The 16,551-nt window shown below is 53.0% G+C and carries 16 protein-coding genes; 15 read left to right on the top strand and 1 reads right to left on the bottom strand.

The genetic code is table 11. From position 1 onward, the window contains the following. Positions 1 to 86: 86 nt before the first annotated feature. The 15 genes from deoC to ABD920_RS11490 all read left to right on the top strand — a co-directional run bounded on the left by deoC (position 87) and on the right by ABD920_RS11490 (position 15,537). Positions 87 to 758 (top strand): deoxyribose-phosphate aldolase, encoded by a 672-nt coding sequence (deoC, locus tag ABD920_RS11560; protein ID WP_345159155.1) that lies wholly within the window; start codon positions 87 to 89, stop codon positions 756 to 758. Next, a complete protein-coding gene (locus ABD920_RS11555; RefSeq protein ID WP_345159153.1) occupies positions 742 to 1,260 on the top strand; it encodes a sporulation protein in 519 nt (172 codons plus the stop codon). The genes deoC and ABD920_RS11555 overlap by 17 nt, the downstream gene beginning before the upstream one ends. A gap of 335 nt (positions 1,261 to 1,595) precedes the next feature. Continuing rightward, positions 1,596 to 2,789, top strand: coding sequence for a M20 metallopeptidase family protein (locus ABD920_RS11550; RefSeq protein ID WP_345159152.1), 1,194 nt, complete (start codon positions 1,596 to 1,598; stop codon positions 2,787 to 2,789). Between the two features lie 10 nt (positions 2,790 to 2,799). After that, positions 2,800 to 3,420, top strand: a complete 621-nt coding sequence (locus tag ABD920_RS11545; RefSeq protein ID WP_345159150.1) for a hypothetical protein — start codon at positions 2,800 to 2,802, stop codon at positions 3,418 to 3,420. Next, positions 3,417 to 4,211, top strand: coding sequence for a DUF2490 domain-containing protein (locus ABD920_RS11540; protein WP_345159148.1), 795 nt, complete (start codon positions 3,417 to 3,419; stop codon positions 4,209 to 4,211). The genes ABD920_RS11545 and ABD920_RS11540 overlap by 4 nt, the downstream gene beginning before the upstream one ends. 151 nt (positions 4,212 to 4,362) lie before the next feature. Continuing rightward, on the top strand, positions 4,363 to 4,884 hold the full coding sequence (locus ABD920_RS11535) for an Hsp20/alpha crystallin family protein (protein WP_345159147.1): 522 nt from the start codon (positions 4,363 to 4,365) through the stop codon (positions 4,882 to 4,884). A 173-nt stretch (positions 4,885 to 5,057) separates the two neighbouring features. Continuing rightward, entirely contained in the window at positions 5,058 to 6,557 is a 1,500-nt protein-coding gene (locus ABD920_RS11530; RefSeq protein ID WP_345159145.1) for a Do family serine endopeptidase, read from the top strand. A 221-nt stretch (positions 6,558 to 6,778) separates the two neighbouring features. Next, positions 6,779 to 8,356, top strand: a complete 1,578-nt coding sequence (gene amaB, locus ABD920_RS11525) for an L-piperidine-6-carboxylate dehydrogenase (protein ID WP_345159144.1) — start codon at positions 6,779 to 6,781, stop codon at positions 8,354 to 8,356. 526 nt (positions 8,357 to 8,882) lie between these two features. Further along, entirely contained in the window at positions 8,883 to 9,440 is a 558-nt protein-coding gene (locus ABD920_RS11520; protein ID WP_345159143.1) for an RNA polymerase sigma factor, read from the top strand. Positions 9,441 to 9,470: 30 nt separating this feature from the next. Then, on the top strand, positions 9,471 to 10,100 hold the full coding sequence (locus tag ABD920_RS11515) for a hypothetical protein (protein ID WP_345159141.1): 630 nt from the start codon (positions 9,471 to 9,473) through the stop codon (positions 10,098 to 10,100). Further along, positions 10,093 to 11,202, top strand: a complete 1,110-nt coding sequence (locus ABD920_RS11510) for a DUF4097 family beta strand repeat-containing protein (protein ID WP_345159140.1) — start codon at positions 10,093 to 10,095, stop codon at positions 11,200 to 11,202. The genes ABD920_RS11515 and ABD920_RS11510 overlap by 8 nt, the downstream gene beginning before the upstream one ends. Before the next feature lie 107 nt (positions 11,203 to 11,309). Continuing rightward, positions 11,310 to 11,756 (top strand): RidA family protein, encoded by a 447-nt coding sequence (locus ABD920_RS11505; RefSeq protein WP_345159138.1) that lies wholly within the window; start codon positions 11,310 to 11,312, stop codon positions 11,754 to 11,756. Between the two features lie 18 nt (positions 11,757 to 11,774). Further along, complete coding sequence (locus ABD920_RS11500) at positions 11,775 to 13,592, top strand: MutS-related protein (protein WP_345159137.1); 1,818 nt, start codon at positions 11,775 to 11,777, stop codon at positions 13,590 to 13,592. Positions 13,593 to 13,658: 66 nt separating this feature from the next. After that, on the top strand, positions 13,659 to 13,901 hold the full coding sequence (locus tag ABD920_RS11495; RefSeq protein ID WP_345159136.1) for a hypothetical protein: 243 nt from the start codon (positions 13,659 to 13,661) through the stop codon (positions 13,899 to 13,901). Between the two features lie 235 nt (positions 13,902 to 14,136). After that, positions 14,137 to 15,537, top strand: a complete 1,401-nt coding sequence (locus tag ABD920_RS11490; protein WP_345159135.1) for a hypothetical protein — start codon at positions 14,137 to 14,139, stop codon at positions 15,535 to 15,537. An 80-nt stretch (positions 15,538 to 15,617) separates the two neighbouring features. Here ABD920_RS11490 and tsf read toward each other — a convergent pair whose 3' ends face one another. Continuing rightward, positions 15,618 to 16,451: a translation elongation factor Ts gene (tsf, locus tag ABD920_RS11485; RefSeq protein WP_345159133.1), complete on the bottom strand. Its 834-nt coding sequence runs from the start codon at positions 16,449 to 16,451 to the stop codon at positions 15,618 to 15,620. Between the last annotated feature and the right edge of the window lie 100 nt (positions 16,452 to 16,551).

Here is a 16,551-nt window from a genome sequence, read left to right as displayed (position 1 = left end):
GCCGTATGAAATAAATTATAAGAGTGTAAAGGATGTAACATGAGGGCAAGCCCTATGTTATGTCCTTTATCTTTTAACTGTTAACTATGCTTGCAGAAGAGCTTGCTGCCTATATAGACCACACGCAACTTCGCCCGGACGCCACCGCGGCGCAGGTGGCGCAACTGTGCGACGAGGCCCGGCAATATGGCTTTGTGGCAGTGTGCGTGGCCCCCTGCTACGTGCAGCTGGCCAAGGAGCGCTTGGGGCCGGGATCGCTGGTGAAGGTGGCGACGGTCGTGGGTTTCCCGCTCGGTTACCAGCACGCCAAGGTCAAGTTCCTGGAGACGCACCAAGCCATTGCCGATGGCGCGAATGAAATAGATGTGGTGATGAATATCTCTGCCTTTAAGTCAGAGAAATACGAGGAGGTGGAGAGCGAGCTGGGCGACCTAGCTAAATTATGCCATATGCACGAGGCAGAATTGAAGGTGATCATCGAGACGGCCCTGCTGACGCCGGAGGAAATCGAGAAAGCGTGCGGGATCTGTGTGGCCGCAGAAACGGATTACGTGAAAACCTCCACCGGCTTTGCCGCGCGCGGCGCCTCCCTGGATGATATAAAGCTGATGCGCCGCGTGCTCCCCAGCCATATGAAGATCAAGGCCTCCGGCGGTATAAAAACCATTGCCGATGCCGAAGCGTTAATCAAGGCTGGTGCCGACAGGTTAGGCTGTTCTGCCAGTGTTAAAATCGTATCCCATGAACAGATTTCTTAGTCTCCTCCTCTCGCTGGCCTTGGTGTTTGGCACGGCCTGTGCCTCTATAAAAGACAGGATTGGTGGAGGAGGTGCCGATAAAAAAGCAGCTGCCCGAGCGGAGGTAACAGAAGACCTGAGCATATACCGCCCCAGATACCCGACAGCAGACGCCACTGCGCCCGCCGCCAGCGTGAAGCCGACGCACCATGTGAACGACAGGGTGGCGGTGCTGATGGATACGGTGGCCAGCGTGAACAAGAACATTAAGTATGCCCAGGGCTACCGTATACTGGCTTACAACGGCTCGGAGCGCCAGACGGTGATGAACCTGCGCAAATCCATCATTGCGCGCGTGCCGGAGGAGAAAGACTACCTGACCTACCAGCAGCCGAACTTCAGGCTGAAGGTAGGAGATTTTTTCAGCCGCATCGAGGCGCAGCAGGTGCTGAACCAGCTCGCCGACCTCATCCCGAATGCGCAGATCGTGCAGGAGCAGATCAACATCAACAAATCCTACTAAAGGAAGCCGACAGAGGTAGCAGGGCAATGGATCCTGCATTCGTGTGCTTTCTTGTTGCGCGCTATATATAAATCACAAAAAGACGTTGCGGCCGTAATGATGGGCGCAACGTCTTTTATTTTTTAGTACCTTTCCTTACGTTTCGCGTTTCCGGGTTCCGGTTGAATTTAAATACACCCATTGCCCGGGGCAGGAGCACGCTGGGGATATATAAATTTCTTCCGGAACGGCAGCGCTATATATATAGCTGATCTGATACCTGACGCAAAATCATATATAAACAGGCTGTCTGTCTGTGGGAGGAACGTGAATTTACATATTAAAGAGACTGTACATTGCAAACCGTAGCCAAAGTAAAAGAACTCGCCCATGCCTATGCGCCCGACACGGTGCAGGTGCGCCGCCATATACATGCCAATCCGGAGCTTTCTTTTGAGGAGCACCAAACGGCCGCCTATGTGAGACAGGTGCTGGAAAGCTATGGCCTAAAGCCGGTAGCCATGGCTGAAACGGGCTTGGTGGCGCTGGTGAAAGGCAGAAACCCGGAAAAGAAAACCATTGCGCTGCGCGCCGACCTGGATGCCCTGCCCATTGTGGAGGCAAACGAGGTGGCTTATAAATCGAAGCGTGCAGGCGTGATGCATGCCTGCGGGCACGATGTGCACACGGCCTCGCTGCTGGGCGCGGCCCGCATCCTGCAGGACCTGCGCGACGAGTTTGAAGGCACCGTCAAGCTGATCTTTCAGCCGGGGGAGGAGAAGTTTCCGGGCGGCGCTTCCATCATGATCAGGGAGGGCGTGCTGCAGAACCCGGCCCCGGAGCAGATTGTGGGGCAGCACGTGTTCCCGATGCTGCCGGCGGGCAAAGTCGGTTTCCGGTCCGGGATGTATATGGCCAGCGCCGACGAGATTTATATCACCGTGAAAGGCAAGGGCGGCCACGCGGCCATGCCGGAGCTGAACGTAGACACCGTGCTGATCGCCTCCCACCTGATCGTGGCGATGCAGCAGATCGTGAGCCGCCACGCCAGCCCGAAGGTGCCGTCGGTGCTCTCGTTCGGCAAAGTGGAGGCCAGGGGAGCCACAAACGTGATTCCGGACGAGGTGAAGATTGAGGGCACCTTCCGGACGATGAACGAGGCGTGGCGCAAAGAGGCGCACCAACGCATTCGGAAACTGGCGAAGGGTCTTTGCGAAAGCATGGGCGGCACCTGCGAGATCGACATCAAGAACGGCTACCCTTTCCTGCTCAACGACCCGGACCTGACGGAGCGCGCACGCGCCGCCGCCGAAGCCTATCTTGGCGCAGAAAACGTGGTAGACCTGGACCTGTGGATGGGAGCGGAGGATTTTGCGTATTATTCGCAGCAGGTGCCCGCCTGTTTCTACCGCCTCGGCACCCGCAACGAGGCACGCGGCATCATCTCCTCGGTACACACGCCTACGTTCGATATTGACGAAGCCGCGCTGGAGACAGGCATGGGGCTGATGGCTTACGTGGCGCTGCAGGAACTGGAGGCGAACAGGTAGCTTCGGGGGGATGGAGGCTGCCGGAAACCACCTGACCTATCGGTTGGCAACGGGGTTGCTGGGCAGCAAACGCACGCTGCGCCTCAGCCCGGCCTACCTGGAGTACGAGAACAGGGAGTTCGACGAAAAACGCTTCACCAGGGTCAGCAAAGAGGACATCCTGGATATAAAGCACAGCATGAGCTGGATTATATGGTACCGGTTTTACGTTGGCTGCGATTTCAGGATTGACATACGGACAAGGGAAAACGGCATCCTCAAGATCAGGTTCGTCAGTTACTTCGGGCAGAACAGCACCTACCAGGATGCCTATGACAGCATCACCGACTATATGTGGGAGCACTACTTCAGCGATATAGAGGAGGCCTATATGCAGGAGTTCGCCGAGAAGCAGGATTTGCGGCTTTGCGGCGTGTGGTTAACGGCGGATGGCGCCTACTTTGCAAGTGACGGGCAGCTGACGGAGTGGCCGGACGTGGCGGTGAAAGAGTACGAGGAATATTTTGCCCTCTACAACAGGCGCAACCCGGAGCAGAACAAAAGAATAGAATTTGATGAATGGGAGAGCCATATCCTCTTCAGTGTGATAAGCCTGCTTGGGCAAAAGAACGGACAAACCGAGACCGAATGAAAAAACTTTACTTTTTAATGCTGCTGGCATTGCCCCTCCTGGCGCAGGCCCAAAGCAAGGTTAGCAGCCCCGCCGCCATATGGCCGGAACTGCAGGTAAGCTACGGGGTGGGCGATGACGGGCTGCTGTTTCTCCGGAATCAGTACCGCGTTAATACCGATGGGCGCTACAACGACCTTACATCAAGCGGCCCGCTGAGCGGGTTTGAGCGCATAGAGTTGTCGCTCGGATACGAGCATGCCCTGTCAGAGCACTGGCGGGGCGGGACCATGTTCCGGTATGCCGCCGAGGATTTCCCGAAAAGCTCCTTCTACAGCCTGTTCCTGCGCCACAGCGGCAACATCCGCGGCCTGTTTTTCAACAAGCAGGTGATGGCAGAGTATATGAACCAGCAGGACCAGAACGCGCTGGGCCGTTTCAGGCTGTCCGCCGATCTGGGCAAGCGCATCCCGCTGCGGGGCAGGTTTCTGACGCCAAGCCTGAGTTACGAAGCTATGCTGCTGGCAGACTTCAGCGAGGAGGAAGGCGTGCACAACCAGGAGCGCCGGGTAGACCGTACGCGGCTGCGCCTGAACCTGACCTGGGAGCTGACGGAAAAGCTGCGGGTTACGCCCTATTTTATGCGCCAGACTGACTATTACTATGTGCTGGTGCCGCCGGTATACGATGAGCAGGAGCAACTGGTGGAAGAAGGCTATACCACCAAGCGGAACCGCATTTCGCCGGTAGTGGGGCTGGAGATCAAGTACACCTTTAACAAGGCGCCTGACACTGCCAGTATTACCTATTAACTTATACTAACTGCTAAACAGTCAGTAATATAGTAGATTGAATTATATATAAAGTGACAGTTTTTCATGAAATAGCTGTATAAAGCAGCTGGCACATTTTTTACTCCCTTGCTTAGTAAAGAAGTTTAACTAAATAAAAAGGAGGTATAAAATGGCACTGAGCAGGTATAACGGCATACAGGAGAATATGCCGAATTCGTTTAGTTCTATGTTAGACAGGTTCTTCAATGAGTCTGTAAACACGCGCAGTCTATCAGACTTTACCCCGCGTGCGGATGCCAGCGAAACAGACAAGGGATTTGAGGTGGAACTGGCGCTGCCAGGCGTGAAGCCTGAGGACTTACAGATCGATTTCCAGGAAGGCAAACTGACGGTATCCGGGGAGCGTAAGTTCGAGCGAAAAGAGGACGGACGCCGTTATCACATGATCGAGACGCAGTACGGGGCCTTCAGCAGATCGTTTTACCTGCCTGACAAGGTGGACCCTGACAAGATCTCGGCGCACTTCGAGGACGGCGTGCTGCAGGTATTCGTGCCGAAAGACGTGCATAAAACCATGAAGCGGCAGATCAACATCTCCTCCGGTTCCGGCAACAAGGGCAAAGTGAAGCCGGTAGAGCAAAGGGGTACAGCAAACGTTGATAACGGCAAATCAAAAAAAGCCGAGGCATAAAACTGAGCAAGCTTGAATGAAAGAGGGAGGCCATGAGTTTGGCCTCCTTTTTGTTAACAAACATATATGAATATGATACTTATCTCCTTTATTCATACTATCGTATACTAAAGAGGCGTTATTATACATATATAAAATCGTTAATATATACTTCAAAGCATAAATCCTATTACATGAAGACTAAACAGTTTATTCTTGGTGTTGCGCTCTCTGCCGTTATGGGCGGTGGAGTGGCGGTGGGCAGCTACAAACTGTTGGAAGATGAGAAAGTAGTTTCTACAGAACAACAGCAGTACCCCAACGTGCGCTATACAAGCGAGATGCGCAGCAGCAATACCATCGTGCCCGAGGGCCTGAACTTTGTGAAGGCAGCACAGGTGTCGACCCCGGCAGTAGTACACGTAAAGACAGAGTACAGCGGCAATAGCGGAGGCGAGCGCTACAGCGGCCCCATGGACCCCTTCCTGCGGGAGTTCTTTGGCGACGGCAGCGGCTTTGGCGAACGTGTGCCCCGCGGTCCGCAGATGGGCTCCGGCTCCGGCGTGATCATTGCCTCTAACGGCTATATCGTCACCAACAACCACGTGATCGACAAGGCCGACAAGATTGAAGTGGTGATGGATGACAAGCGCAGCATGACCGCGACACTCGTGGGGACAGACCCGACTACCGATATTGCCCTTTTGAAAGTAGACGCCGACAAACTTCCTACTGTCCGCTACGGTAACTCCGACGATTTGCAGATAGGCGAGTGGGTGCTGGCAGTGGGCAACCCGATGAACCTGACCTCTACCGTGACGGCCGGTATCGTGAGCGCCAAAGGCCGTAACATCAACATTCTGCGCACCAGCGCCAACGACATGAGCATTGAGTCTTTCATACAGACGGATGCTGCCGTGAACCCGGGCAACTCAGGCGGCGCCCTGGTGAACCTTAACGGTGACCTGGTGGGCATCAACACGGCCATCGCCTCCCAAACCGGGTCCTTTGCCGGATACTCCTTTGCCGTGCCGTCTTCTATCGTAAGCAAAGTGGTAGATGACCTCCTGAAGTACGGTGAGGTGCAGCGCGCTTTGCTCGGTGCCAGAATCAGTGAGATAGATGCTGAGCTTGCCAAAGAGAAGAATATCAAAACCATGAATGGGGTGTACATCATAGACGTGTCTGAGAACAGCGGGGCCAAAGAGGCCGGCCTGCAGGGAGGAGACGTGATCACAGCGATCAATGATGTGAATGTACCCAAGTCTTCCCGGTTGCTGGAGCAGATCGCTCGCTACCGCCCCGGCGACAAAGTAAAGGTGACGTACCTGCGCGACGGCAAGGAAAAGACCGCAAAGGTGACGCTGAAGAACCTGAACAACAGCACAGAGCTTGTGAAGCGCAGTAAGGCGGAGCCTATCACATTTGACGGGGCAACCTTTGAGCCGGTAAGCAGACAGGAAATGTCGAAGCTGGGCATTACCGGTGGTGCAAAAATCGATGGTGTGGCCAAGAGCAAGTTCCGTGAAACAGGTATGAAAGATGGCTTTATCATCACCAAGATCGACAAATACCCGGTGGAGGAACCGTCCGATGTGGAGAAGCTTCTGAAGAACTTCGATAGCGGCGTAGTCTACATAGCGGGTGTATACCCGGATGGCCTGAAAGCCTACTACCCGATCGGTAAAGAATAAGCCGCCCTATATGGCTGACAATGATAGAAAGCTTCTGCAACCTTGCAGAAGCTTTTTTATTTTTTAGCTTTGTATAGGGCCCTGAAAAGCAGGCTGCGCAAGCAATATATAAGCAGATGGCACCGTATTTTATACGGGCTCGTTGCTGCTTCAGCACGGGGCCTGCCTGGCCAAAGGAACACGTCAACGCAACTCATCTCCGAACTTACAGATAATTCTATATGAAACAGACCATAGACGCACTTCCGCTGAATAAGGAAATAAACGATGTGCTGCACCAGCTCGGTGTAAAGGAACACAACCCTGCCTACAGCACCGGCCTAGCCTGGGGCGGACAGCAGGACCGTACCACCCGCAGCATCCTGTCTCCCGCTGACGGGCACCTGATCGCTACAGTGAACGTGGCTACCGCCGAGGATTATGAGCAGGTGGTGCTGGCGGCGCAGGAGGCTTTCAAGGCCTGGCGCAAGGTGCCTGCACCCAAGCGGGGCGACATCGTTCGCCAGATCGGGGACAAGCTCCGGCAGCACAAAGAGGCGCTGGGCAAGCTGGTGAGCTACGAAATGGGCAAAATTCTGCAGGAAGGCCTAGGGGAGGTGCAGGAGATGATCGACATCTGCGACTTTGCCGTCGGGCTGTCGCGGCAATTGCATGGCTTTACGATGCACTCGGAGCGGCCGCAGCACCGCATGTACGAGCAGTACCACCCGCTGGGCATTGTCGGTGTAATATCTGCCTTCAACTTTCCGGTGGCTGTCTGGAGCTGGAACGCGATGCTGGCAGCGGTGTGCGGGGATGTGATCATCTGGAAGCCTTCTGAGAAAACCCCCCTCACCGGCATCGCCTGCCAGCACATCATCCGCGACGTGCTGGCGGAGAACGATTTGCCGGAGGGCGTCTTTAACCTCATCATCGGGGATGCAGAGATCGGGAGCCTCATGAGCCACGATCACCGGGTGCCGCTCATATCCGCCACCGGCTCCACGCGCATGGGCAAGAAAGTAGGGGAGGCCGTGGGCGCGCGTCTGGGCAAGTCGCTGCTGGAGCTTGGCGGTAACAACGCCATCATCATGACGGAGCATGCCGATATCGATATGGCGATTGTAGCCATTGTGTTCGGGGCGGTGGGCACCTGCGGCCAGCGCTGCACCTCCACCCGCCGCCTGATTGTGCACGAGAACATATATGAGCAGGTGAAAGAACGCCTCCTGAAGATATACCCGAACCTCCCGATCGGTCACCCCCTGGACAGCACCACGCTGGTTGGCCCACTGATTGACAAAGATGCGGTGGCGGCTTTTAAGAACGCGCTGGAAAAAGTGCAGCAGGAAGGCGGCAGGCTGCTGACAGGTGGAGACATCCTGAGCGGCGCAGGCTATGAAACCGGCACCTACGTCACTCCTGCCATTGTGGAAGCCGAGAACGGGTATGAGATGGTGCAGGAAGAGACATTCGCTCCCATTTTATACCTGATCAGGTACAGCGGCGAGGTAGAGAACGCCATCGAGATTCAGAACGGTGTGCGGCAAGGCTTGTCGTCCGCTATCTTCTCCACCAATCTGCTGGAGACGGAGGCTTTCCTGGCGCACTGGGGTTCTGATTGCGGCATCGCCAACGTGAACATCGGGACATCCGGTGCCGAGATCGGAGGCGCCTTCGGGGGCGAGAAAGACACCGGCGGCGGCCGGGAGTCCGGATCGGATGCCTGGAAAGTATATATGCGCCGGCAGACAAACACGATCAACTATGGCCGGGATCTGCCACTGGCCCAGGGCATCCAGTTCAACATCATGGATTAACCCAGTTTGTGTAGCGGACACAGTTATTTACCCGCAATTTACCCTGTTGGGCGTAGGCAGCAAGAGAGCTGCCCGGTTATAGCGCATATATGAGTAAAAAAGAGCCAGCTTTGGGAACAAGGCTGGCTCTTCTGCTTATTATTTTTCGCATCTTCGCCAAAATCAGATGGTTATCCACAAGTGTGCATATATATGATGTGGATATGTGGAGAAAATATATCGCGGCTTGCGTTGTGATGGCTGTTAAAGCGCCATCAACAAGCCTCATTTATATATATAAGCGATATAAGTTCGCTTAACCTGTAGAGGGTGAAGTAGATGCGTTTATTTTGTGTTATTCACATATAGCTGTGGAAAGTGTGGATAAATGGCCAAACGAAAAGCTCCTGAAAAATATTTTGCAAATGCATGCAACCTTGCGCTTTTCCGGATGTCTTTAGTGAGCAAGTAGGAAGGAGAGGATGAAAGCAGCATAAAAAGCCGTGAAAGCGCAGCAACATTATTGCAAACGCTAAAATAGAACACTTTGGAGACACTCGGTTATCAGGACGTAAATCATCACGTGATTGATCGCTGCAAAAGCGGCGACAACAGAGCCCAGTATGAGCTGTACAAGCTTTACTCCAAAGCGATGTTCAACGTGTGCATGCGCATCACCAACGACTATGCGGAGGCGCAGGATGTGCTGCAGGATGCTTTTGTGAGTGCCTTCAAAAATTTGCATGCCTACAAGGCCGAGGCTTCGTTCGGGAGCTGGCTCAAGAAGATCGTTGTCAATGCCTCCATCAACGCCATCCGGAAGCGCCGCTCCGAGCTGGTGCCCCTGGACGAGCGCGTGACGGGGGAGATGGCGGACGAAGCGAATGAAGACGACTCGGAGTGGCAGGTGGAAAAGGTGCGGCGGGCCATACAGCAGCTCCCGGACGGTTACCGCGTGGTGCTGAGCCTGTACCTGCTGGAGGGATATGACCATGGGGAGATCGGCGAGGTGCTGGGTATCACAGAATCAACCTCCAAATCGCAGTATAGCCGGGCCAAGAAGAAGCTGCTGGAGATTATGAAAGAGCCGCAGTTTGCGGTCTGATAGTACAGGGATATATGAGTAAAATTTACCATGGAAGATAAACTGAAGAAGTTCGCAGAGGAGCATCGGGATGAGTTCGATGTGTTTGAGCCCCGGCCAGAGCTGTGGCAGCATATCTGCCAGGATCTGACGGAGAAACGCAAGGAGGCCAAGGTTATCAGCATTAAGTTCGGCGAGAGTGCCAGCTTCAGCGCCAATGTCCTGTTCATGCGGGTGGCGGCGGCCATCGTGCTGCTGGTGGGCTGCGGCCTCACGCTGTTCCTGATGAAGCAGCAGGCGCCGGAAAGCGGCAATACGCTGGCCGTGACACAGCCTGCCGCCTCCAGCATTGCGCCCGAATTGGCAGAGGTGGAAGCCTACTACGTGAGCCAGATCCGGGAGAAGAAAAGCAAGTTGAGCGAATATGACCTGCAGGTGCTGGGCCTGGACGGGCAGCAGGAAATTGATGCGGAACTGGCCCGCCTCGACAGCAGCTACATCCAGCTGAAAAAGCAATTATATACCAACCCGAATACAGATGAGATAATGAGTGCCATGATCCAGAACCTGCAGATACGGATCCGGGTGCTGAACCGACAACTGGAAGTACTTCAGAATTTGAATCAAATTGACGAGCAACCTGACCTAGAACCTCAAAAAGATGAGACCACAAATGTATAATTCTCTACACCGCCTGCTGCTGCTCACCATAGCATCTACCATGGCGCTGGCCCCGGTTATGGCCCAGTCCCCATGTCCGGAGCCCTCACCCGCCCCGGTTCCCGTAGCCCACCGCCAGGCATTGGCCATGGTTATACCCCAAACAGGTACGCACAGCCAGACAGGTACCCAAAACGAGGGGCAGCATACAGCCGAACAACCCGATGCCGCAGCCGCCTACGATGTGGAAAAGCGCAAGACGATCGACAAGACCTTTAAGGTAAGCCGGGCGGACATGCTCAACATCGAGAACAAATTCGGAAAGGTGCACATCAACACCTGGGCTAAAAACGAGATGCACGTGAAAGTAGACATCATTGCCCGCGCCGGCTCCGAAAGTAAGGCCCAGGAGGTGCTCGACAATATAAAAGTGGCAGAGAGCCGCGAGGGAAACACGATCGCTTTCAGAACCATTATTGAGCCGATGCGCATCTCCGGCAACAACAGCAAAGGCTTCGAGGTGAACTACACCATCAGCATGCCCGAGGAAAACCCGCTGACCGTGAAGAACAGCTTCGGGGATGTGTACGTGGCCGCCCTGAAGGGCAAAGCGGACATAAACGTGAAATACGGCTCTTTTAAAAGCGACAGGCTGGGCAACGCCGGCAATAACGTGAAGATCGCGTACGGCTCCGGCTCCTGTGGCTTCATCAACGGCGGAAACATGGACATCGCCTATGCAGATATGGACCTGGAGGGCGCTAACAACCTGCAGGGCACATCGAAGTACAGCGACTTTAAGATGGGCAGCCTGGGCGAAGTAATGGAAATGGATGTGAAATACGGCTCTTTCAAGGTAGACAACATCAGCCGAAACATCCGGAAAATAACGCTTGACAGCGGCTTTACGCCTATCAGCCTGAATTTTGCCCCGAACACCAACTTCAACTTTGACGTGAGCGTGCAGTTTGCTGATTTCAATTACGATAAGTCAGTCGTTAACATCACCTCGCTTGAAAAAGGCCATACCTCCGCAGCCTATAAAGGAGCTTTCGGAGGCACTTCTCCCAAAGGCATGGTGAGCATCAACTCCAAATACGGCGAGGTGAAGTTCACGAAATAAAAATTCATACTTGTTTGTTTAAGGTGAGCAAAGGAGCTGGCAGATTGCCGGCTCTTTTGCTTTTTACGTATGCCGGTGGATCATCCGTATTATCGTTATCTTTGGATATGGCGAAAAATAAACCAGTCCTTCCCTCTTCCAAAGCCCCGGAGCCGGTGGGGCTGTACCCGCATGCGCGGCGCGTGGGCAACCTGCTGTTCCTGTCAGGCGTAGGCCCGCGTGAGCGGGGCAAGAAAGAGATACCGGGGGTTGAGCTGGACGAGGCGGGGAACATTCTGTCTTACGACATCGAGGCGCAGTGCCACGCGGTGTTCCGGAACGTGCGCTATATACTGGAGGAGGCCGGGTCCGGCTGGGCAAACTTAGTGGACGTAACTGTGTTCCTGACGAATATGCAGGACGACTTCGGGATATATAACCGCATCTATGCTGAGTACTTCCAGGACAACCAGCCCTGCCGCACCACGGTAGAGGTAAATAAACTGCCTACGCCCATTGCCATCGAGCTCAAGTGCATTGCCACCATCGATGCGGACGGGCAGGGGCAGCAGTAATCAAAACAAAACAAGTCTGTGAGCGAAACAAGAGAAAACCTATATATAAACCGCGCCAGCACCTTCGCCGGGCAGGAGAAGCGCGCCTCCTCTAAATCGAAGTTGGTGTCGTGGCTGCGGGTGGGGGTGTTTGTAGGCGGCGTGGCGGCGGCGTACTATTTTTTCAGGCAGGACAACACGCTTGCCGGCACTTTAACCGTGCTGTTGTTTTACGCGCTGTTCGTGGTGGTGCTGCGCTGGCACAGCCGGCTCGACTTTCTGTACCAGCAACTGGTGCTGCTGCGGCGCGTGAACGAGCAGGAGGTGGAGCGGCTGCAAGGCAAGCTCAGGCATTTCGATGGTGGGGATGTTTTTATAGACAGTCACCACCCTTATACTTCCGACCTCGATATCTTCGGCCAGAACTCGCTTTTTCAGCTCATGAACCGCTCTGTTACCAGCATCGGCAAAGCCAGGCTGGCCAGTTGGTTTCGGGTGGCGGCGGCCCCGGCGGAGGTGCTGCAACGGCAGGAGGCGGTGGCAGAGCTGGCACAGCCGCAGCAACCGGACTGGCTGCAGGCCCTGCTGGCCCTCCCGATGCACTACAAGCACGACCAGGAGCCAGCCGATAAGTTCATCGCATGGTTTTCCGGCACAGCTTTTTTCAGGCAGCACCCTTGGGTGAAGGTGCTGCTGCTAGTGCTTCCGGTCCTGACGCTGGCGGCAATTGCGGCCTGGCTGTATGGGTACAGCGGCTGGATTGCGGTGGCTTTGCTGCTGGCACAGTATGGGGTGGCCCACCGTTTCCGGGCGGAGCGGGATGAGTATTATGAGAAGAGCATCGGCATATATGAGGCTATGCGCAGCTACACCCGGCAACTGCAGCATATAGAGCAGCACACCTTCACGTCGGAAAGGCTACAGCAGTTGCGGCAGGGGCTGCAGCAATCCGGCACCACCGCCTCGGCCAGTCTGCACCAACTGGCCAACATCATCGATTACTTCTCCTGGCGCCTGAGCACCCTGATGGCATTTTTCCTGAACAACACCCTGATGTGGGACTTTATATGGATGTACCGGCTGGAGCACTGGAAGGACAGGTACCTGAAGCAGCTCACGGCGTCATTGGATATACTGGCGGAGATCGAGGCGTTGGCAAGTATGGCCGCTTTCCGGCACGCCCACCCGGGCTATGTGGTGCCGCAGCTCAGCCAGCAGCCATTCGAGCTGAGGGCAACAGCCCTGGCGCACCCACTGATCTTTTCCGTTGCGCCTGTCGCCAACGATTTCGAGACAGAGGGCGCTGGCCATACCATCGTGATCACGGGCTCCAACATGTCGGGCAAAACCACTTTCTTGCGTACGGTAGGCATCAACATGGTGATGGCTTTGATGGGCGCGCCGGTCTGTGCCAGGCGTTTCCTGGTGGCCCCGGCGCAGGTATATACCGCCATGCGCACCGCCGATAACCTGGCGGAGAACACCTCTTCATTCTATGCCGAGCTGAAACGCTTGCGCATGCTGCTGGAACTGACGGAACAAGGGGTGCCCGTCTTTTACCTGCTCGACGAGATCCTGAAAGGAACCAATTCCCGCGACCGCCACCTGGGGGCCATGTCGCTTATCCGGCAGTTGCACCACCGCAACGCCTCCGGGCTCATCTCCACTCATGATTTGGAGTTGGGCGCGATGGAGGAAGAGCTGCCGCAGAGCGTGCAGAACTACAGCTTCAACAGCGACATTATCGGGGATGAAATCATCTTCGACTACAAACTGACCAAAGGCATTTGCCGCAGCTTTAACGCCAGCAAGCTCATGCAACTCATGGGCATCGACATCAAAGAAGAGGCCTTGTGAATTTAAACATCACATATAGTCCGCAAACCACGAAAAACGAAAAACTACACACGAAACACGACATATATGAGAATAGTAGCAGATATACCTAACCCGGATATGAAGGTCACGCTGATGGCCTGGAACGGGAAATACCTCATTAAGCTGGAGAAGGCCGACTTTGAGCAGACCTACAAAGTAAGCGAGATGGACGTGATGGGCGACGCCGGCGCCAAAGAGCTGCTGGACGAAAAGTTTCTGGAAGCCGCCCTCAACCGCTTCACAGACATGCGCGATGCGTTTGTATCGACGGTAAGGCGGAACGGGTAGCTGAACATGTAAGCTTTGGCAACCGTGCCTGCTTATTTATTTCACTAGTATGATTACAGCATCTACTGAAGCTGCTGTTGGAACCAATAATATTATTTGGTAGGAATATATTAATTTATTTGATAAATACAATTAATCTGCTACATTTAGCTTACGCTGATCAGCATGATATGTCTGCTGTATAGGCGCTATATAGAAGAAAAGGATCGATCAATTATTTGAATATCATTCACCTATGAAAACAGCAAATCACCTTTTCTATTCCATATCCGTGTCTGCGCTTGTTCTCCTGAACTCCGGCTGTTTAAAACATGATAAAGATATTCCTGAGCCTGAAATCAGTGTTATTTCTGAAGAAAACACAGGTGTAGCGCCTACTATTGTCGGCAATATTCCAGAAACATACCACCCAATGGATTATGCTGAAGAGCAGGAAAGGTTCGATTGGGAAAACCTCGCATACTTACCTTTCCCCCCGGGTAATGAGCTTGTTCCTATGCCATGGAGCGACCAAGCAAAAAGACAGTTCAGCGACGACATACGCTATGATTATAGAAAGTCTGATGGATGGGAATTATATCAAAGCACATTTTCATCCAAGTTCAAGGAAGCCCATATAGCATTCAGTCTGTATAATAAGTACAGGGGAATCCTGAGGTATTATTATTATGTAGGGTCAGGTACGGAAAAGTATCGTGATTATAAGATCCTGCAAAACTGTGTGGTTTCTTCAGAAGGATCTCCCCTGCTGAACTTTACAAGCCAATACATCATCGACATAAATCAGAATACAGCTTATTCTTATAGCTTTGAGCCCCAAGATTTTGCTGGTTCAGCATGGTACGCTGTTGAGTATGAACTGGCGTTTGACAAGAACATTTATAGTAAGGGCGCTGACTTTCAGATGGGTTCTTTCTTTTCCATGAAAAAGAAGAACTCCCTTTCCATCAATGGGAAGGAACAGGATGAGTTGAATGCAAAGGTTCGCGCGTTCGGTATAGATAAATCAGCCGAGAATATAACTTCAGCTGATGCATGTTACATCGTATACGGCGACAGGGATTTTAATCAAATCGCAAGCACGGACATCAATTATTTTGATAGGTTAGATGACAAGCACATACTCAGCGGTGTACTGTCCAAACCAGCAGCAATGCACATAAAATGGGGCGCAAAGTTAGATTTACAATTACCACCAAATGGCATTGGAGTATCAGATGAGAGTTTCTTTGTCAGCGGTTCTAACCTTTCGCGTATTCAGGGAAAGGCACCATATTATGAGAAGGCTTTAGGAGTATTTTATTTGGACAGGAAGCCTTTGTACGCTGTATCAGAAAATACTGAAAAGAGTCATCCTTACGAGTATACACTTGATGTGAGTTCGGTAGAATACCTGTTTAACCCTTCGCTTTTAGAAATAGCCGACGTAAACAACTTGAAACAAGAATTAGTAGCTACAGAACAGGAGTCCCTGATGCAAAATAATAACTTGGCTAATCTATATACAGGTCAGGTATTAAAATCAACCAAGCCTTTGTATATACAAGGGGTCAGGGTCAGTTTTGATGTTGTCCCTAAAGATGGAGGAGGTAAGGTGCATATGATCAAGACCTTTAGGGCTGATCTGAAAAGTTAGATTAAAAAGGAGTAAATACATCAGCCACAAAAAAAGCCCGCTGTAAAGCGGGCTTTTTATATAGGAACGGTTATATATAATTAACCGATAGCAACACGCTTAAACTCCGATACCGTCATGCCTTTGCTTGTCTTGTCAAGCAGCTGGGCAATGGAAAGCGAAGAGTCTTTCACGAACTCCTGGTTCAGCAGAGTGTTTTCTTTGTAGAACTTGTTCAGCTTGCCCTGTGCGATTTTCTCCAGCATCGCCTCTGGCTTGCCTTCGGCACGCGCCTGCTCTTTGCCGATCTCGATCTCACGCTCGATCGTGGCAGCATCCACACCGTCTTTGTCCAGCGCGATTGGCTTCATGGCAGCAATCTGCATCGCAATGTCTTTTCCAACTTCTGTTACCTCGGTGCCTCCGGTGTTTGTTAAACCTACCAGCACGCCCAGTTTGCCGTTCGAGTGGTTGTAAGAAACCACCTTCTCAGCAGAAACCTTCTCGTAAGACACCACATCGATTTTCTCACCGATCTTACCCATCAGGTCCGTGATGTGGTCCTGCAGCGAACGGCCGTCCGCCTGGGGTACTGCCAGTAATTCTTCTTTAGAAGCAGCTTTTGAAGAAACAGCCGTCTGCAAAACTGTCTGCGCCAGGTTACGGAAGTCCTCTACCTTCGAAACAGGCTCAGTTTCGCAGGCCAGTGCTACCACGATGCCTGTCGAGCCGTCTTCGCTCACCTGCGTCAGAACGATACCTTCAGAAGTCACGTTGTCGGCACGCTTGCTTGCAATTTTCTGACCTGCCTTGCGCAGGATATCTTTCGCTGCCTCAAAGTCGCCGTTGGCTTCTGTAAGCGCTTTCTTGCAATCCATCATACCTGCACCAGTTTCCTGGCGAAGTCTGTTAACGTCTTGTGCTGTAATAGCCATTTTTCTATAATTAAAAATTATGAATTAAAATTAGAAACTCTTCATGAGCGTATGGAAGAAGCGAACCATCTATAGACGATGGCTCAGAACGGGTACAAAT

This window comes from Pontibacter saemangeumensis (genome assembly GCF_039541895.1).
Taxonomy (GTDB): domain Bacteria; phylum Bacteroidota; class Bacteroidia; order Cytophagales; family Hymenobacteraceae; genus Pontibacter; species Pontibacter saemangeumensis.
This window is presented reverse-complemented; position numbering and strand designations above follow the sequence as displayed.